Origin of the sequence: Streptomyces sp. NPDC051684, assembly GCF_044453445.1 — a bacterium.
Taxonomy (GTDB): domain Bacteria; phylum Actinomycetota; class Actinomycetes; order Streptomycetales; family Streptomycetaceae; genus Streptomyces.
This window is the reverse complement of the sequence record NZ_JBITCS010000018.1, coordinates 44682-60489: the sequence shown is the minus strand read 5'-3', so window position 1 is coordinate 60489 and position 15808 is coordinate 44682. Positions and strand designations below refer to the sequence as shown.

Sequence of the window (15808 nt, the reverse complement as noted above, 5' to 3'; positions counted from 1 at the left end):
CCATATTTTCTGCTGTGGTCCGACTTCTTCGCGACGTTACCCGAGCCGGGGTCGGACACCGAGGACCGCCGTACCGACGCGCACATGTGTCGCTCCGGCCGCCACGGCCTGCTCAAGGTCCGAACTCATCCCTGCCGAGACCATGTTCGCAGCCGGATGGGCCGCGCGCACGGCAGTCGACAAATCCATGAGCCGCTCGAACGCCGCCTGTTGCCGCCCCGCGTAGTCCCCCGTGAGCGGCGCGACGGTCATCAGTCCGTCGAGCCGCAACCCCGGAGCCTCGGCCACGCGAGCGGCCAACTCCTCGACTCCGCCGGGGCCGATGCCCCCGCGCTCCCCGCGGCCGTCCGCATCGACGTCGAGCGCGACCTGGATCAGGCAACCCAGTTCGCGCTCGGCCCGCACGGCCTCCTTGGAGAGCGCCGTGACGAGCTTGCCCCGATCAATGGACTGCACCAGGTCGGCGTAACTCGCCACAGAACGCACCTTGTTGGTCTGAAGCTGACCGACAAAATGCCAAGTAAGCGGCAGATCCGAGCATTCCGCGGCCTTGGGCGCCGCGTCCTGGTCCCGGTTCTCCGCCACGTGCCGCACCCCGAGGCCGGACAGGATCCGCACATCGCTCGCGGGGTAGGTCTTCGTGACCACGATGAGGGTCACGCCGTCCCGCTTGCGCCCGGCCGCCGCGCAGGCCGCGGTGATACGTTCCTCCACCGTGGCCAGGTTCGCGGCGAGCTCTGCCGTACGTTCCTGAAGGTTCGTCATGTCGTCTCAGTCCAGCCAGACATAGCCGGCGAGTCGGCCGGTGGCCTTGTCGCGGCGGTACGAGAAGTGATCGTGCGACTCAAGTGTGCACACCTGCGACCGCTCCCGGTCACGCACCCCGAGCCGCTCCAGCTGAGCGTGCACACCGGCGGTCACGTCGACGGCCGGGGTGCCCCAGCTGGTCTCGGCGTACGCCGCAGGTTCCACCGCCGCGACCTCGGCCCGCATCTCGGCCGGTACCTCGTAGCAGCGCCCGCAGACCGCGGGCCCCGTACGGGCGACGATCCGGGTCGGGTCCGCGCCCCGCTCCACCATCGCCCGCACCGCGGCCGGCACCACTCCGGCGACCATGCCGGGGCGTCCCGCGTGCGCGGCGGCGACGACCCCGGCGATCGGGTCGGCGAGCAGAACGGGGGTGCAGTCCGCCGTCAGCACGGCGAGCGCGAGTCCGCGCCGCGTGGTGACGAGGGCGTCGACGCACGGAATATCGGCTTCGGTGGGCCAGGGCCCGTCCACCACCGCCACGTCGGGGCCGTGCACCTGGTTCATCCACACGACGCTGGAGGCCTCGATGCCGAGCGCTTGGGCGGCCAGCTCCCGGTTGCGCAGGACGGCCTCGGAGTCGTCGCCGACCGCACCGCCGAGGTTGAGCTCCTCGAACGGAGCGGCGCTCACCCCGCCCCACCGGTCGGTGAAGGCGAAGTGCGCGCCACTCTCGGAAGACACTGTGTGATGTTGTCCTGTCACTGCGGTGATCCGACCTGCTCCACGATCACGTTCACCGGCACGTGATCACTTGAGGAAGTCCGGTACGTCGAGCTCCTCGGCCTGGCTGTCCGGGTAGGACGGCCGCGGAACCTGCGGCGGGGCGGGCGGGGCCACCGGCGCCTCGTTGGCCGGAGCGGGCGCCTCGGCCGGCGGGGCCGGGGTCGGCGTCTGCGGCTGGGACTCCTCGCGCTGGGTGACGCTGCCAAGGTTGCCGAAGGCCGGACGCGCGGGCTCGGGGGCCGGCGTCGAGGGCCGTGCCGGCGTCGCCGGTTCCTCGCGCTTGGCGGTCGACGAACCGACCACGTTCTCCCGCTTGTTCGGCGGCTGCCCGCCGTCGAAGCCGGCGGCGATGACGGTGACCCGCACCTCGTCGCCGAGCGCGTCGTCGATGACGGCGCCGAAGATGATGTTCGCCTCGGGGTGGGCCGCCTCGCTGACCAGCTGCGCGGCCTCGTTGATCTCGAAGAGACCGAGGTCCGAGCCGCCGGAGATGGAGAGCAGCACGCCGCGGGCGCCGTCGATGGACGCTTCCAGGAGTGGCGAGGAGATCGCCATCTCGGCCGCGGCCACCGCGCGGTCGTCGCCGCGGGCCGAGCCGATGCCCATGAGGGCGGAACCCGCCTCGGACATCACGGACTTCACGTCCGCGAAGTCGAGGTTGATGAGCCCCGGGGTGGTGATGAGGTCGGTGATGCCCTGGACGCCGGAGAGCAGGACCTGGTCCGCCGACTTGAAGGCGTCGAGGACGGAGACCTGCCGGTCCGAGATGGACAGGAGCCGGTCGTTCGGAATGACGATGAGGGTGTCGACCTCTTCGCGGAGCTCGGCGATGCCGTCCTCCGCCTGGTTCGCCCGGCGCCGACCCTCGAAGGTGAACGGCCGCGTGACCACACCGATCGTGAGGGCGCCCAGCGAGCGCGCGATGTTGGCCACGACGGGTGCGCCGCCGGTGCCGGTGCCGCCACCTTCACCGGCGGTGACGAAGACCATGTCGGCCCCCTTGAGGACCTCCTCGATCTCCTCGCGGTGGTCCTCGGCCGCCTTGCGGCCGACGCCCGGATTGGCTCCGGCGCCGAGTCCGCGGGTGAGTTCACGGCCGACGTCGAGCTTGACGTCCGCGTCGCTCATCAACAGGGCTTGCGCATCGGTGTTGATGGCGATGAACTCGACGCCCTTGAGACCGACCTCGATCATCCGGTTGATGGCATTGACACCACCGCCGCCGACACCGATGACTTTGATGACTGCGAGGTAGTTCTGCGGTGCTGCCACGTCGAAGGCCTCTCGCCTCGAGTTACGTGTCGCCGCCTCGCGTTCAACGGTGCGACGACTGATGCCGAATTGGGGCGGTCCGGACTACTAGTTGACTACTAGTCGACTGCCGACCCGAACCCTAACGCTGAAGTTTAGGGTTACCAGTGTGTCTGTTTCCTGGACTCTTCCGAAGCTGACACTAAGTCGACAAGTGGCGCCCGTTCAACGAACACGCCGAACCTCCCGTTTTTCTTTTCACCCTATGTGATCAGCCGTGTCGATGCCCAACCAGGGTGCTGGCCTGCATTGATGTGCGTCAACTCCCGGACGCGGCAGGGGCCGTGGGAACACTCACGTCCAAGTGCCTGGCCCTCGGGGCGGCTTTCATGAGAGCGGTAAGAGTGCGTGCTTTCGTGGCACCCCGCTCGGCGCTCCCCCAGGCGACGGTCCGCCCTCCGGTGAGCTCCAGCGAGATGGCGTCGTACGAACGGACCTTGACGGTCCGCGTGTCCCGCGCGACCTGCTTCGGAAGCTGCCCGGCGACGCGCACGGCCTCGTGTACGAGCCGGTCGGGGCCGAAGCGCCGCAGGCTTGCCTCGGCGCCGCCCTGATCCGGCGTCAATTCGAGGAGGGGAACGTGTTTCAGCGGCTTGTCGACGGTCGCGAAACGAACGCCTTCCCGGTCGACTTCGACGAACTTGTCTGAATTTCTGCCGTCTTCGACAATCAGGACCGGCTTGCGTTCCGTCACTTTCAGCCCGATTCCGTGCGGCCATGAACGGACCACATCGACCGAGTCGATTCGGGGCAGTGCCCGGCGCAGCCGCTCCTCGATCGCGTCCGTATCGACGGAGATCAGCGGGGCACCCACTGACACGGCGGCGGCGTCCCGGAGCTGAGACGGCGTCAGAACCCGGGTGCCGGAGGGCTTGACGCGCTCCACCCGCAGCCACGGGGAGCCGTACAGCAGCCAGGTGCCGCCCGCGCCGAGCAGCACGAGCAGCACTCCGGTCACGACGAGGGTGCGCACGCCCGGCATGCGCACCCATCGCGCGGCGGGGGGCGGCTCGGACGCCTCGGACGCCTCTTGTTCGCGATCCGTCGCGGTGGGTCCGGCCACTGTCCCCTGCCTTACCTTCGTCTACGCACTAACGACGCGAGTTGATCGCCTCGTACACCATCCCGACGAGCAGATCGTCGGCGTCCCTGCGGCCGAACTCGGCGGCCGCGCGGGACATCTCGTACAGCCGGTGCGGGTCGGCGAGCACGGGCAGGACATTGGCCTGGACCCACTCGGGGGTCAGCTCCGCGTCGTCGACCAGCAGTCCGCCGCCGGCCTTGACCACCGGCTGGGCGTTGAGCCGCTGTTCGCCGTTGCCGATGGGCAGCGGGACGTACGCGGCCGGCAGCCCGACGGCGGAGAGTTCGGCGACGGTCATCGCGCCCGCGCGGCAGAGCATCATGTCGGCCGCGGCGTACGCGAGGTCCATCCGGTCCACGTACGGTACCGGGATGTACGGGGGCATCCCCGGCATCTGCTGGACCTGCGGCAGTTCGTTCTTGGGGCCGACCACGTGCAGCACCTGGATGCCGGAGCGCTGCAGGAGCGGCGCGACGCGGGTGACGACCTCGTTGAGGTGCCGGGCGCCCTGGGAGCCGCCGGAGACGAGCAGCGTCGGCAGGTTCGGGTCGAGGCCGAACGCGGCGCGCGCCTCGGGGCGCACGGCCGCCCGGTCCAGCATCGCGATGGTGCGGCGCAGCGGGATGCCGATGTAGCGGGAGCCGCGCAGCTTGCTGTCGGGCGAGGAGACCGCGACCTGCGCCGCGTACCGCGAACCGATCTTGTTGGCGAGGCCGGGCCGCGCGTTGGCCTCGTGCACCACGATCGGCACGCCGAGCCGCTTGGCCGCGAGGTAGCCGGGCAGGGCCACGTAGCCGCCGAAGCCGACGACCGCGTCCGCCTTGGTGCGCTCCATGACCTGCTCGGCCGCCTTGATGGTGCCGCGCAGCCGGCCGGGAACCGTGATCAGTTCAGGCGTGGGCTTGCGCGGCAGCGGTACGGCGGGGATCAGCGCCAGGTCGTAGCCGCGCTCCGGTACGAGACGGGTCTCAAGGCCGCGTTCCGTGCCCAGGGCCGTGATGCCCACGGTCGGGTCCTGCCTGCGCAGGGCGTCCGCGAGGGCGAGCGCCGGCTCGATGTGGCCGGCGGTCCCCCCACCGGCGAGTACGACATGCACCGAAATTCACCGCTCTCTGGACGGGCGCGCCGAGGCGCGCCGTCGCATCGTGTTCCATCTCATCCCCCGGACTCCCGGACTCCGCCGCATGGCGAGGGCCGCCCGCGCCGCCGGCTCGTCCCGCGCGAACGCGATCAACAGCCCCACGGCGAACATGGTCGGAAGCAGCGCGGACCCCCCGTACGAGAACAGCGGGAGCGGGACTCCGGCGATCGGCAGCAGGCCGAGCACCGCACCGATGTTGACCACGGCCTGTGCCGTGATCCACGTCGTCACGCCTCCCGCGGCATAGCGAACGAAGGGGTCCTCCGTGCGTCCGGCCACGCGGATACCCGCATAGCCTAGAGCCGCGAACAGGGCGAGCACCGACAGCGTCCCCGCCAGGCCCAGTTCCTCACCGGTGATGGCAAAGATGAAGTCGGTGTGCGCTTCGGGAAGTTGTCCCCATTTTTCCACACTCGCTCCGAGGCCGGAACCGAAGAGTCCGCCGGAGGCCAGGGCGTAGATCCCGTGCAGTCCCTGCCAGCACATGTCGCCGGGTCCGGCATCGGCGCTGCCCAGGCAGGCGAGGCGCGCCATCCGGTTCGGGCTGGTCTTGATCAGGAGCAGCCCGATCACGCCGGCCACCGAGAGGACGCCCACGAAGAGCCGCGTCGGCGCCCCGGCCGTCCACAGCAGACCGAAAAGGATGGCCGTGAGAAGAATCGCGGTGCCCATGTCGCCGCCGAGCATGATCAGCCCGAGCAGCATGAACGCCACCGGAACGAGCGGCACCAGCATGTGCTTCCACTGCGTGAGGAGCCGCTTGTCGTGCTTGCGCGCCAGCAGGTCGGCGCCCCAGAGGATCAACGCCAGCTTCCCGAACTCGCTGGGCTGCAGCATGAAGGGGCCGCCGAGCGAGATCCAGTTCTGGTTGCCGTTGATCGACACTCCTATCCCCGGCACCTGCACGAGAACCATGAGGAAGACGCTGACGGCGAGGATCGGATAGGCGAGCGCCCGGTGCAGCTTCACCGGCATCCGCATCGCGATCAGCAGCAGGACGCCGCCGATCACGGCCGCGACGAACTGTTTGCGGAAGAAGTACGAGCTGGACAGGCCCATCTGCAGGGCCGTGATCATCGAGGCCGAGTAGACCATGACCAGGCCGAGCACCGTGAGCAGCAGCGCGGCCCCGATGATCAGGTAGTACGCGGTGAGCGGCCGGTCCCAGGCGCGCTTGGCCTGGGAGTACAGGCGGCTCACCGGGTTGACCCGGGCCCGGTAGACCTTGCTCGTCTTCCGGGGCGGTGCGGCGGGGCGCCCGGTCGTGCGGGGAGGACTGCTACCGGCCATGACCGTCCCCCACCGATGAGCCGTACGTCTGCGCTGCCACGTTCCCCTCCCGAAGGATGCCCGGCGTCACCGGGCGCCCTCTCGAGCCCCGTCAGACGCTGGTGGCGCCCAGTTCGCGGACCGCTTCCGCGAACGCCTCGCCACGCTTGTTGTAGTTGGTGAACATGTCCATCGACGCGCAGGCCGGGGCCATCAGCACGGTGTCCCCTTCGCGGGCGAGCCGCGCGGCCTCCTGGACCGCCGCCGACATCGCCCCAGTGTCGGTCCGGTCGAGGTCGACGACAGGTACTTCGGGGGCGTGTCGCTCCAGGGCTTCCCGGATCAGGGCCCGGTCCGCGCCGATCAGGACGACGCCGCGCAGCCGCTTCGCCGCGCCCGTCACCAGCTCGTCGAAGGTCGCGCCCTTGGCGAGCCCGCCCGCGATCCACACGATGGACTCGTACGAGGCCAACGACGCCTGGGTGGCATGGGTGTTGGTCGCCTTGGAGTCGTCCACGTATGCGACACCGGCCACGTCCGCGACGTGCTCGATGCGGTGGGCGTCGGGACGGAAGTTGCGCAGGCCGTCACGGACGGCCTGGGGCTCGACGCCGTAGGCGCGGGCGAGGGCCGCCGCGGCGAGGGCGTTGGCGATGTTGTGCGGGGCCGGCGGGTTGACGTCGGCGACCTCGGCGAGTTCCTGGGCGTTCTTCTGCCGGTTCTCGACGAAGGCGCGGTCGACCAGGATGCCGTCCACGACGCCGAGTTCGGAGGGGCCCGGGGTGCCGAGGGTGAAGCCGATGGCGCGGCAGCCCTCCTCGACGTCGGCCTCGACGACCAGGTCCTCGGTGGCCTTGTCGGCGACGTTGTAGACGCAGGCGACCTGGTTGCCCTCGTAGATGCGGCCCTTGTCGGCGGCGTACGCCTCCATGGAGCCGTGCCAGTCGAGGTGGTCGGGCGCGAGGTTCAGGACGGCGCCGGAGTGGGCGCGCAGGGACGGGGCCCAGTGCAGCTGGTACGAGGAGAGCTCGACGGCGAACACGTCGTACGCGTCGTCCCCTTGCAGGACCACGTCGATGATCGGCGTGCCGATGTTGCCGACGGCGGCCGTGCGCAGGCCCGCGGCCTCCAGGATCGACGCGAGCATCTGCGTCGTCGTGGTCTTGCCGTTGGTGCCGGTGATCGCGAGCCAGGGCGCCGCGTTCGGGCCGCGCAGGCGCCAGGCGATCTCTACGTCGCCGACGACGTCCACGCCGGCCGCCGCGGCCGCCGCGAACAGCGGCGAGGTGGGCTTCCAGCCGGGCGAGGTGACGACGAGCTCCGCGCCCTCCGGCAGCGTGGACGAGTCACCGAGCTGGACGGAAATCCCCTCTTCTTTAAGAAGGGCCGCCTTTTCGCGGTGTGCCTCGCTGTCGCCGCCGTCCACGACGGTCACCGACGCGCCGAAGCCGGCCAGGGCGCGGGCGGCGCTGATGCCGCTCACGCCGAGGCCGGCGACGGTGATGTTCATGCCCTGCCAGGCGCCCTGACCAGAAGTCACTTCTTGGCTGCCCATCCTGCGTAGAAGAGGCCGAGTCCGACGATCACGCACATGCCCTGGATGATCCAGAACCGGACCACGACAAGGACTTCGGACCACCCCTTGAGTTCGAAGTGGTGCTGGAGCGGCGCCATCTTGAAGACCCGCTTGCCGGTCATCTTGAAGGAGCCGACCTGGATCACGACGGACATGGTGATCAGGACGAACAGGCCGCCGAGGAGCGCGATCAGGAGCTCCGTGCGGGAGCAGATGGCGAGGCCCGCGAGGGCGCCGCCGAGGGCCAGCGAGCCCGTGTCACCCATGAAGATCTTGGCGGGCGAGGTGTTCCACCACAGGAAGCCGAAACAGGCGCCCATCAAGGCCGATGCGACCACCGCCAGGTCGAGCGGGTCTCTGACCTCGAAACACGCCCCTGGGTTGGTGAGGGTCTGCGCGTTGGCGCAGGACTCCTGGAACTGCCAGACACCGATGAAGGTGTACGCGCCGAAGACCATCACGGAGGCGCCGGTGGCGAGGCCGTCGAGGCCGTCCGTCAGGTTCACGCCGTTCGACATCGCGAGGATCATGAACAGCGCCCAGACCACGAACAGGACCGGGCCGATCGACCAGCCGAAGTCCTCCACGAAGGAGAGCTTGGTGGAGGCGGGGGTGTTGCCTCTGACGTCCGCGAACTGCAGTGAGATCACCGCGAAGGCGATGCCGACGATCAGCTGTCCGGCCATCTTGGCCTTGGCTCTGAGGCCGAGCGAACGCCGCTTGACGATCTTGATGTAGTCGTCGAGGAAGCCGACGAGCCCCATGCCCGCCATCAGGCCGAGCACGAGCAGACCCGACAGGGTCGGCGCGGCGCCGGTGATCAGCTTGCTGAGGAAGTACGCGATGAGGGTCGCCAGGATGAAGGCGATACCACCCATGGTCGGCGTACCGCGCTTGCTGTGGTGCTCGCGCGGGCCGTCGTCACGGATGAACTGGCCGTAGCCCTTGCGCGCAAGGAGCTTGATCAGGAGCGGCGTTCCGGCGAGCGTCAGGAAGAGGCCGATGACGCCCGCGAACAGGATCTGCTTCATCATCAGGCATCAACCCCACCCTGCACGTCAGCGAGCAGCGCCTGTGCCACGCTCTCCAGACCCACCGACCTGGATGCCTTCACGAGCACGACGTCTCCCGGGCGCAGCTCGCTGCGCAGCAGGTCGATCGCCGCCTGTGCGTCGGACACGTGCACCGACTCCTCACCCCACGAACCCTCGTTATAGGCGCCCAGTTGCATCCAGGACGCTTCCCTGCCCCCGACTGCAACGAGCTTGCTGACGTTGAGCCGGACGGCGAGCCGTCCGACGGCGTCGTGCTCGGTCAGCGACTCGTCGCCCAGCTCGGCCATCTGCCCGAGCACCGCCCACGTCCGGCGCCCCTTGCCCATGGCCACCAGCGCGCGCAAGGCCGCTCGCATGGACTCGGGGTTCGCGTTGTAGGCGTCGTTGACGATCGTGACGCCGTCCGAGCGCTCGGTGACCTCCATCCGCCAGCGGGACAGGTTGCCCGCCTCGGAGAGCGCGAGGGCGATCTCCTCCACGGACATGCCAAGGTCATGGGCGACGGCGGCCGCGGCGAGCGCGTTCGACACGTGGTGCTCACCGTACAGGCGCAAGGTCACGTCGCTGCACCCGGAGGGTGTGTGCAGGCTGAAGGCGGGCTGTCCGGCCTCCGTGAGGCGGACGTTCTCGGCACGGATGTCTGCGTTGTCGGACTCTCCGAAGAAGAGCACCTTCGCCTTCGTGCGCGAGGCCATGGCGCGCACCAGCGGGTCGTCGGCGTTGAGGATCGCGGTGCCGTCGGCGGGCAGCGACTCGACGAGTTCGCCCTTCGCCTGTGCGATCTGCTCGCGGCCGCCGAACTCGCCGATGTGCGCGGTCCCGACGTTCAGGACGACGCCGACCTTCGGGGGCGTCAGACCGGTCAGGTACTTGATGTGGCCGATGCCGCGGGCGCCCATCTCCAGGACGAGGAAACGCGTCTCGTCGGTGGCGGTGAGCGCGGTGAGCGGCAGGCCGATCTCGTTGTTGAACGAGCCCGGCGTGAACACCGTGTCGGCCTTGCGGCGCAGCACCTGCGCGATCAGGTCCTTGGTGCTGGTCTTGCCGGCGGAACCGGTGAGCGCGACCAGCGCGGCGCCGAGCCGGGCGACCACGTGCCGGGCCAGCGCGCCGAGCGCGGCCTGGACGTCGTCGACGACGACGGCGGGCACGCCGACCGGGCGCGAGGCCAGCACGGCGACGGCGCCCTTGTCGACGACCTCGCGCGCGTAATCGTGGCCGTCGACCCGCTCGCCCACGAAGGCGGCGAACAGGCTTCCCGGCTCGACCTTGCGCGAGTCGATGACGACCGGCCCGGTCACCTGGACCTGCGGGTCCGGTATGTCGTACGTCTGCCCGCCGACGGCTGAGGCGATCTCGGCGAGGGAGAGGGCGATCACAACTTCATCCCTGGGTTTTCTGGTTGTCGACGGTGGCTTCGGCCGCTTCGACGGCCGCGCGGAGCACCTGGCGGTCGTCGAACGGGCGGACCACACCGGCGATGTCCTGGCCCTGCTCGTGGCCCTTGCCCGCGACGAGCACGGTGTCGCCGGGCTCGGCGCGCGCCACGGCGGCGGCGATGGCGGCGGCCCGGTCCTCGAACACGGCGACGTCGCCCCGCTCGTGGGCCGGCACCTCGGCGGCGCCGGCGAGCATCGTGGCGAGGATCGCGAGGGGGTCCTCGGAGCGCGGATTGTCAGAGGTGAGGATGGCCGTGTCGGCAAACCGCGCCGCGGCCGCGCCCATCGGCATCCGCTTGGTCTTGTCGCGGTCGCCGCCGCAGCCGAGCACGATGTGCAGTTTGTTCTCGGTGACCTTGCGCAGCGCCCGCAGGACGGACTCCACGGCGTCGGTCTTGTGCGCGTAGTCGACGACGGCGAGGTACTTCTGGCCGGCTTCCACGCGCTCCAGGCGGCCGGGCACGCCGGGTACGGCGGCGACGCCGTCGGCCGCGGTCTGCGGGTCGAGCCCGGCGACGGCGAGGGTGACGATCGCTGCGAGGGTGTTCGCGACGTTGAAGGGGCCCGCCAGCGGCGCCTTGGCGGCGATCCGCTCGCCCTTGGGGCCGACGACGGTCAACGTCGAGTCGAACGGGCCGACTTCGACGTCCTCGGCGCGCCAGTCGGCGTCCGGGTGGCCCTCCGCGGAGAAGGTGACGACGGGGACCTCGGACTCGTCGACGAGCCGGCGGCCGTACTCGTCGTCGAAGTTCACGACGCCCTGTTTGCTGCGGGCCCGCTTGAACAACTGCGCCTTCGCCTGGAAGTAGTCCTCCATGTCGGAGTGGAACTCCATGTGCTCCGGGCTCAGGTTGTTGAAGACCGCCACGTCGAAGACGCAGCCGTCGACCCGGCCCAGCACGAGGGCGTGGCTGGAGACCTCCATGGCGACGGCGTCCGTGCCGCGCTCGCGCATGACCGCGAACAGCGCCTGGAGGTCGGTGGCTTCCGGAGTGGTGCGCTCGGACTTGATCCGCTCGTCGCCGATCCGCATCTCGACCGTGCCGATGAGACCGGTGCTGCGCACGGTCTTCAGCCCGCCCTCGATGAGGTACGCGGTGGTGGTCTTGCCCGAGGTACCGGTGATGCCGATCTGGAGCAGGTCCCTGCCGGGGTGGCCGTAGATCGTCGCGGCGAGCTCGCCCATCATGCTGCGCGGGTTGTTCACGACGAGTGGGACCAGGCCGGCCTCGGACACCCGCTGCCAGCCCGCCGGGTCGGTCAGCGCGGCGACGGCGCCGAGCGAGGCGGCCTGCGCGGCGAAGTCGGCGCCGTGCGCGCGGGCTCCGGGCAGGGCCGCGTACAGGTCGCCGGGGCGCACCGCACGGGAGTCGTGGGTGATGCCGGTTACTGCTGCCGCGGCCCTGGGCGCTTGGACACCCAGTTGATCGGCGAGTTCCGCGAGGGGGATGGCGGAGACCTCGACCGGTCGCGGCGGCCCGGGGTATGTCACGGGTGCGCCCTTCTGGGTGGTTTGGGACTGATCAGCGTGTGGCACGGCGTGAGCGTACCGGGCCCACCCCCCGCCCGGCGAAGCGAGGGGCGTGGCGCGGGGCGGTTCCCCGGATCGGAGGTGATGGCTGTCACGGCGCCCTCACGGGTTGTGAGTGATCATGGTCACGGCCTGTTCTGGCTGGAAAACGTCATGGCTTGAACGTCACGGGCAGCCGGGCCGGCTTGTCTCCCGTGGGCGGGGCCTGAAGCGTCTTCAGGGCGAACTCCATGACCTTCTTGTAGATCGGTCCACAGATCTGGCCGCCGAAATAGCCGCCCTTGGTGGCGTTCTGGATGGCGCAGTAGACCGTCACGCGCGGCTTGTCGGCGGGCGCGAAACCGGCGAACGACGACGTGTAGCCCTTGTAGCGGCCGGTGGCCGGATCCACGCGGTTGGCGGTGCCCGTCTTGCCCGCGACGCGGTAGCCCGGGATGCGGGCCTTCGCGCCGGTGCCCTCCTCGTCGTCGACCACCGACTCCAGCATCTGCGCGACGGTCTTGGCGGTCTTCTTGCTGACGACGCGGTTCTCCTTGGGCTTCGGCGCCGGCGTGAACCGGCCGTCGGGGCCCTTGGTGCCGCGTACGAGGGTGGGCTGCACCCGTACGCCGTCGTTGGCGATGGTCGAGTACACGGAGGCGGCCTGCATCGCGTTGATGGAGAAGCCCTGGCCGAACGGGATCGTGTACTGCTGCGACGTGGACCACTTGTCGGCGTGCGCGAGGATGCCGGACGTCTCGCCGGGGAAGCCGAGGCCGCTCTCCTGCCCGATGCCGAACCTGTGCAGGTAGGAGTAGAGCGAGGCGTTGGCCGCCGGCTGCGTCCTGCCGAGCTGGCCCGTCGCCAGGATGGTGCCGATGTTGCTGGACTTGGCGAGCACGCCGTTGAGCGTGAGGTGCCAGGTCGGGTGGTCGACGTCGTCCTGGAAGAGCCGGTCGCCGCGGTGCAGCCGGTTGGGCACGGTGACGTGGGTGCCGGGCGTGGCGGCCTTCTCCTCCAGGACGGCCGCCATCGACATGACCTTGGCGGTGGAGCCCGGCTCGTACGCGTCCTGGACCGCGGCGTTGCCGAGCGCCTCCGCCTTGGCGTCCGCCAGGTCGTTCGGGTCGAAGCCGGGCGCGTTCGCCATGGCGAGGACCTCGCCGGTCTTGGTGTCCTGCACTATCACGTAGCCGCGGTCCGCCTTCGACTCCTTGACCTGCTCGTCGATGGCGTTCTGCGCGGCCCACTGGATGTCGCGGTCGATGGTCAGCTCGACGTCGGAGCCGGGGACCGCGGGCTGTTCGGTGGTGCCGGCGGTCGGCACCTGCTGGCCGCCGGACTGGGCGTAGCGGATCTTTCCGGCCTTGCCCGCGAGCTCCTTGTCGAGCTGCTGCTCGACGCCGCCGCCGCCCTTGCCGTCGGCGTTGACCCAGCCGAGGACGCCCGCGGCGAGGTCGCCGTTGGGGTAGACGCGCTTGCTGCTGGGGTCGGCGACCACGCCGGACAGCACGCTCGCCGTGCGGCCCGCTGCGTTCGCCTTCTCGTTCAGCGTGGTCCTGAGGTCCTTGATCTGCTTCCAGACCTGGGGCGTCTGCCGCGGGGCGAGCCGCACGTACCGCGTGTTCTTCGTCTTCAGCTTCTTGGTCAGCTCGGCCGCGTCGACCCCGATGATCGGCGAGAGCAGCGCCGCCGCCTGCTCCGGCGCGTCGTCGACCTTCGTGGCCTTCTTCGTGAACAGCGTCGGGTCGGCGGTGATGTCGTACGCGTCCACGCTCGCGGCGAGCTCGACGCCGCTGCGGTCGGTGATGCCGCCGCGCTCGGCGGCGATGGAGTGGCTGACGTACCGGTTCAGCGAGGCCTTCGCCGCGTACGCGCTGGCGTCGACGCCCTGCACCTGGAAGAGGCGGACGACGAAGACCATCAGGACGAGCGTGAGGCCCAGGCTCACCATGCGCAGGCGCGGCCGCGGGCTGCCCAGGCGCAACCGGGAGGGCGCCTTCGGCTTCGGCCTCGGCGGGGCGGGCCGGGGGCGGCGGGCGGCCGGGCGGCCCTGCTGCGCGGACTTCGACGCGGGCCTGGGCGTCGACCGGGACCCGGCCTTCGGCGCGGGCTTGGGCGCGGGGCGTCCGGTGCGCGGCGTGCGCGCGGGGCCTGGCACGCGGCGGCGCGGGGGCTCCCTGTCGGTCATGGCGTCACCTGCCGGTGCTCGAAGGGGAGGGCTCGACCGAGGAGTTCGGACTCGCCGACTCGGAAGGTTTGGCGGAGGTGGAGGGGGACGTGCTGGCCGAAGGAGACGGGCTCGCGGAGGACGAGGCGCTCGCGCTCGGGGTGGCGCTCGCGGAGTCCGGGGCCTTCGCCGGCTCGGGCCGCGGCGGGGCGGGCGGCCCTGCGGCCGGGCTCGGCATGCCCTTGACGGTTCCGTCCGGCTCCAGGAACGCGGGGTCGCCGCCGGGCACCATGCCGAGCCCGCGGGCGCGCCGCAGGAGGGCGTCGGGCGCCGAGTAGGAGTCGACGTCGCGCTGGAGTTCCTGCTCGTCGTCGGTGAGCTCGGTGGTCTGCTTCTTGAGCTTGGTGAGCTGGAACGAGCCCTCGTTGAGCGAGGAGTTCAGCATCAGGAGCGTGATCAGCCCGCCGCCGAGGAGCAGCACGACGAGGAGGACGAACGGGGTGCGCGCGGCCTGCGTGCCGCCGGACGGGCCGATCGGGAGCAGCCGCGCAAGGCGGGCGGCCCTGCCGCGCAGCGAACCTTTCGAGCCACTGCTGGCGCTCATGACCACCCCTCCACGCGCGCGTACGTCACTCGGCCGTCACCCCTCGACATCCTCGCGGATGCGCTGCGCACCCCGCAGCCGTGCCGGCGCGGCCCTGCGGTTCTCCGCGACCTCTTCCTCCGTGGGGAGTTCGGCGCCGCGCGTGAGCAGCTTGAGCCGGGGCTGGTACTGCTCGGGCACGACGGGCAGACCGGGCGGTGCCGTATTGCTGGCTCCGGCCGCGAACACCTGCTTGACCAGGCGGTCTTCGAGCGAGTGGTACGACAGGACGGCGATCCGGCCGCCGACCGCGAGTGACTTCACGGCGCCCGGGATCGCCCGCTCGAGGACGCTCAGCTCGCCGTTGACCTCGATGCGCAGGGCCTGGAAGGTGCGCTTGGCCGGGTTGCCGCCGGTGCGCTTGGCGGCCTGCGGCAGGGAGTCGCGGATCAGCTCGACGAGCCGGGCGCTGTTGCTGAACGGCTCCTTCTCGCGCTCGCGCACGATGGCCGAAACGATGCGCTTGGCCTGCTTCTCCTCGCCGTACTGGCGCAGGATCCGCACCAGTTCGCCCGGCGGGTACGTGTTGAGCACCTCGGCGGCGCTCATGCCGGCCGACTGGTCCATGCGCATGTCGAGCGGCGCGTCCTGCGCGTACGCGAAACCGCGGTCGGCCTCGTCGAGCTGCATGGAGGAGACGCCGAGGTCGAACAGGACGCCCTGCACCTTCGGGATGTCCAACCGGTCGAGGACCTCGGGCAGTTCGTCGTAGACGGCGTGCACGAGGGTGGCCCGGTCGCCGAAGGGTGCCAGGCGCTCCCCGGACAGCCGCAGCGCTTCCTTGTCGCGGTCGAGCGCGACGAGGCGGCACGAGGGGAACGTGGAGAGCAGTGCCTCGCTGTGCCCGCCGAGGCCGAGCGTGCAGTCGACGACGACCGCACCCGGCTGGGCGAGCGCGGGAGCCAACACGTCCAAGCAGCGCTGGAGCATGACCGGAACGTGTCGCTGGCTCAAGGGTCCCTCTCAAGTCCGGCGTGGGGACGTACGCACTGCCGGGTCCCCGCCCGCTCGTGAAGGGGAAGTGGTCCGTCGGCGCCGGGGAAGTGACGCCGGCCGACCGGAGCGGGAGGAGGCCGA

At 70.5% G+C, this 15808-nt stretch carries 13 protein-coding genes; all 13 read right to left on the bottom strand.

What is annotated here, in order from left to right; translation table 11 throughout:
- Positions 1 to 36: 36 nt before the first annotated feature.
- The 13 genes from ACIA8D_RS22325 to rsmH all read right to left on the bottom strand — a co-directional run bounded on the left by ACIA8D_RS22325 (position 37) and on the right by rsmH (position 15685).
- Positions 37 to 765: a YggS family pyridoxal phosphate-dependent enzyme gene (locus ACIA8D_RS22325; RefSeq protein WP_399234690.1), complete on the bottom strand. Its 729-nt coding sequence runs from the start codon at positions 763 to 765 to the stop codon at positions 37 to 39.
- 6 nt (positions 766 to 771) lie between these two features.
- Positions 772 to 1512: a peptidoglycan editing factor PgeF gene (pgeF, locus tag ACIA8D_RS22320; protein WP_399234688.1), complete on the bottom strand. Its 741-nt coding sequence runs from the start codon at positions 1510 to 1512 to the stop codon at positions 772 to 774.
- 45 nt (positions 1513 to 1557) lie between these two features.
- The gene (gene ftsZ / locus ACIA8D_RS22315) at positions 1558 to 2805 is read right to left on the bottom strand and encodes a cell division protein FtsZ (protein ID WP_399234687.1); all 1248 of its coding nucleotides are present in this window, start codon (positions 2803 to 2805) and stop codon (positions 1558 to 1560) included.
- 298 nt (positions 2806 to 3103) lie between these two features.
- Entirely contained in the window at positions 3104 to 3907 is an 804-nt protein-coding gene (locus ACIA8D_RS22310) for a cell division protein FtsQ/DivIB (protein ID WP_399234685.1), read from the bottom strand.
- A 28-nt stretch (positions 3908 to 3935) separates the two neighbouring features.
- On the bottom strand, positions 3936 to 5024 hold the full coding sequence (gene murG, locus ACIA8D_RS22305; protein WP_399234684.1) for an undecaprenyldiphospho-muramoylpentapeptide beta-N-acetylglucosaminyltransferase: 1089 nt from the start codon (positions 5022 to 5024) through the stop codon (positions 3936 to 3938).
- A gap of 6 nt (positions 5025 to 5030) precedes the next feature.
- Positions 5031 to 6359 carry a putative lipid II flippase FtsW gene (gene ftsW, locus ACIA8D_RS22300; RefSeq protein WP_399234682.1) on the bottom strand — a complete coding sequence of 443 codons (1329 nt, stop codon included), beginning with the start codon at positions 6357 to 6359 and terminating at the stop codon, positions 5031 to 5033.
- 91 nt (positions 6360 to 6450) lie between these two features.
- Positions 6451 to 7893 (bottom strand): UDP-N-acetylmuramoyl-L-alanine--D-glutamate ligase, encoded by a 1443-nt coding sequence (gene murD / locus ACIA8D_RS22295; RefSeq protein WP_399234680.1) that lies wholly within the window; start codon positions 7891 to 7893, stop codon positions 6451 to 6453.
- Complete coding sequence (gene mraY, locus ACIA8D_RS22290; protein ID WP_266720569.1) at positions 7875 to 8948, bottom strand: phospho-N-acetylmuramoyl-pentapeptide-transferase; 1074 nt, start codon at positions 8946 to 8948, stop codon at positions 7875 to 7877. Before mraY ends, murD begins: the two co-directional genes overlap by 19 nt.
- Entirely contained in the window at positions 8948 to 10348 is a 1401-nt protein-coding gene (gene murF / locus ACIA8D_RS22285; protein ID WP_399234677.1) for a UDP-N-acetylmuramoyl-tripeptide--D-alanyl-D-alanine ligase, read from the bottom strand. The genes mraY and murF overlap by 1 nt, the downstream gene beginning before the upstream one ends.
- Positions 10349 to 10352: 4 nt before the next feature.
- Positions 10353 to 11900 carry a UDP-N-acetylmuramoyl-L-alanyl-D-glutamate--2,6-diaminopimelate ligase gene (locus tag ACIA8D_RS22280; protein WP_399234676.1) on the bottom strand — a complete coding sequence of 516 codons (1548 nt, stop codon included), beginning with the start codon at positions 11898 to 11900 and terminating at the stop codon, positions 10353 to 10355.
- 190 nt (positions 11901 to 12090) lie between these two features.
- Entirely contained in the window at positions 12091 to 14109 is a 2019-nt protein-coding gene (locus tag ACIA8D_RS22275; protein ID WP_399234674.1) for a peptidoglycan D,D-transpeptidase FtsI family protein, read from the bottom strand.
- 4 nt (positions 14110 to 14113) lie between these two features.
- Complete coding sequence (locus ACIA8D_RS22270; protein ID WP_399234671.1) at positions 14114 to 14692, bottom strand: septum formation initiator family protein; 579 nt, start codon at positions 14690 to 14692, stop codon at positions 14114 to 14116.
- Positions 14693 to 14728: 36 nt separating this feature from the next.
- On the bottom strand, positions 14729 to 15685 hold the full coding sequence (rsmH, locus tag ACIA8D_RS22265; protein ID WP_399234669.1) for a 16S rRNA (cytosine(1402)-N(4))-methyltransferase RsmH: 957 nt from the start codon (positions 15683 to 15685) through the stop codon (positions 14729 to 14731).
- Positions 15686 to 15808 lie beyond the last annotated feature (123 nt).

Bases quoted from the DNA above. Each gene is read 5' to 3' on its own strand.
- ACIA8D_RS22325 (WP_399234690.1), bottom strand. From the start codon at position 765: ATGACGAACCTTCAGGAACGTACGGCAGAGCTCGCCGCGAACCTGGCC.
- ftsW (WP_399234682.1), bottom strand. From the start codon at position 6,359: ATGGCCGGTAGCAGTCCTCCCCGCACGACCGGGCGCCCCGCCGCACCG.
- murD (WP_399234680.1), bottom strand. From the start codon at position 7,893: ATGGGCAGCCAAGAAGTGACTTCTGGTCAGGGCGCCTGGCAGGGCATG.
- mraY (WP_266720569.1), bottom strand. From the start codon at position 8,948: ATGATGAAGCAGATCCTGTTCGCGGGCGTCATCGGCCTCTTCCTGACG.
- ACIA8D_RS22275 (WP_399234674.1), bottom strand. From the start codon at position 14,109: ATGACCGACAGGGAGCCCCCGCGCCGCCGCGTGCCAGGCCCCGCGCGC.
- ACIA8D_RS22270 (WP_399234671.1), bottom strand. From the start codon at position 14,692: ATGAGCGCCAGCAGTGGCTCGAAAGGTTCGCTGCGCGGCAGGGCCGCC.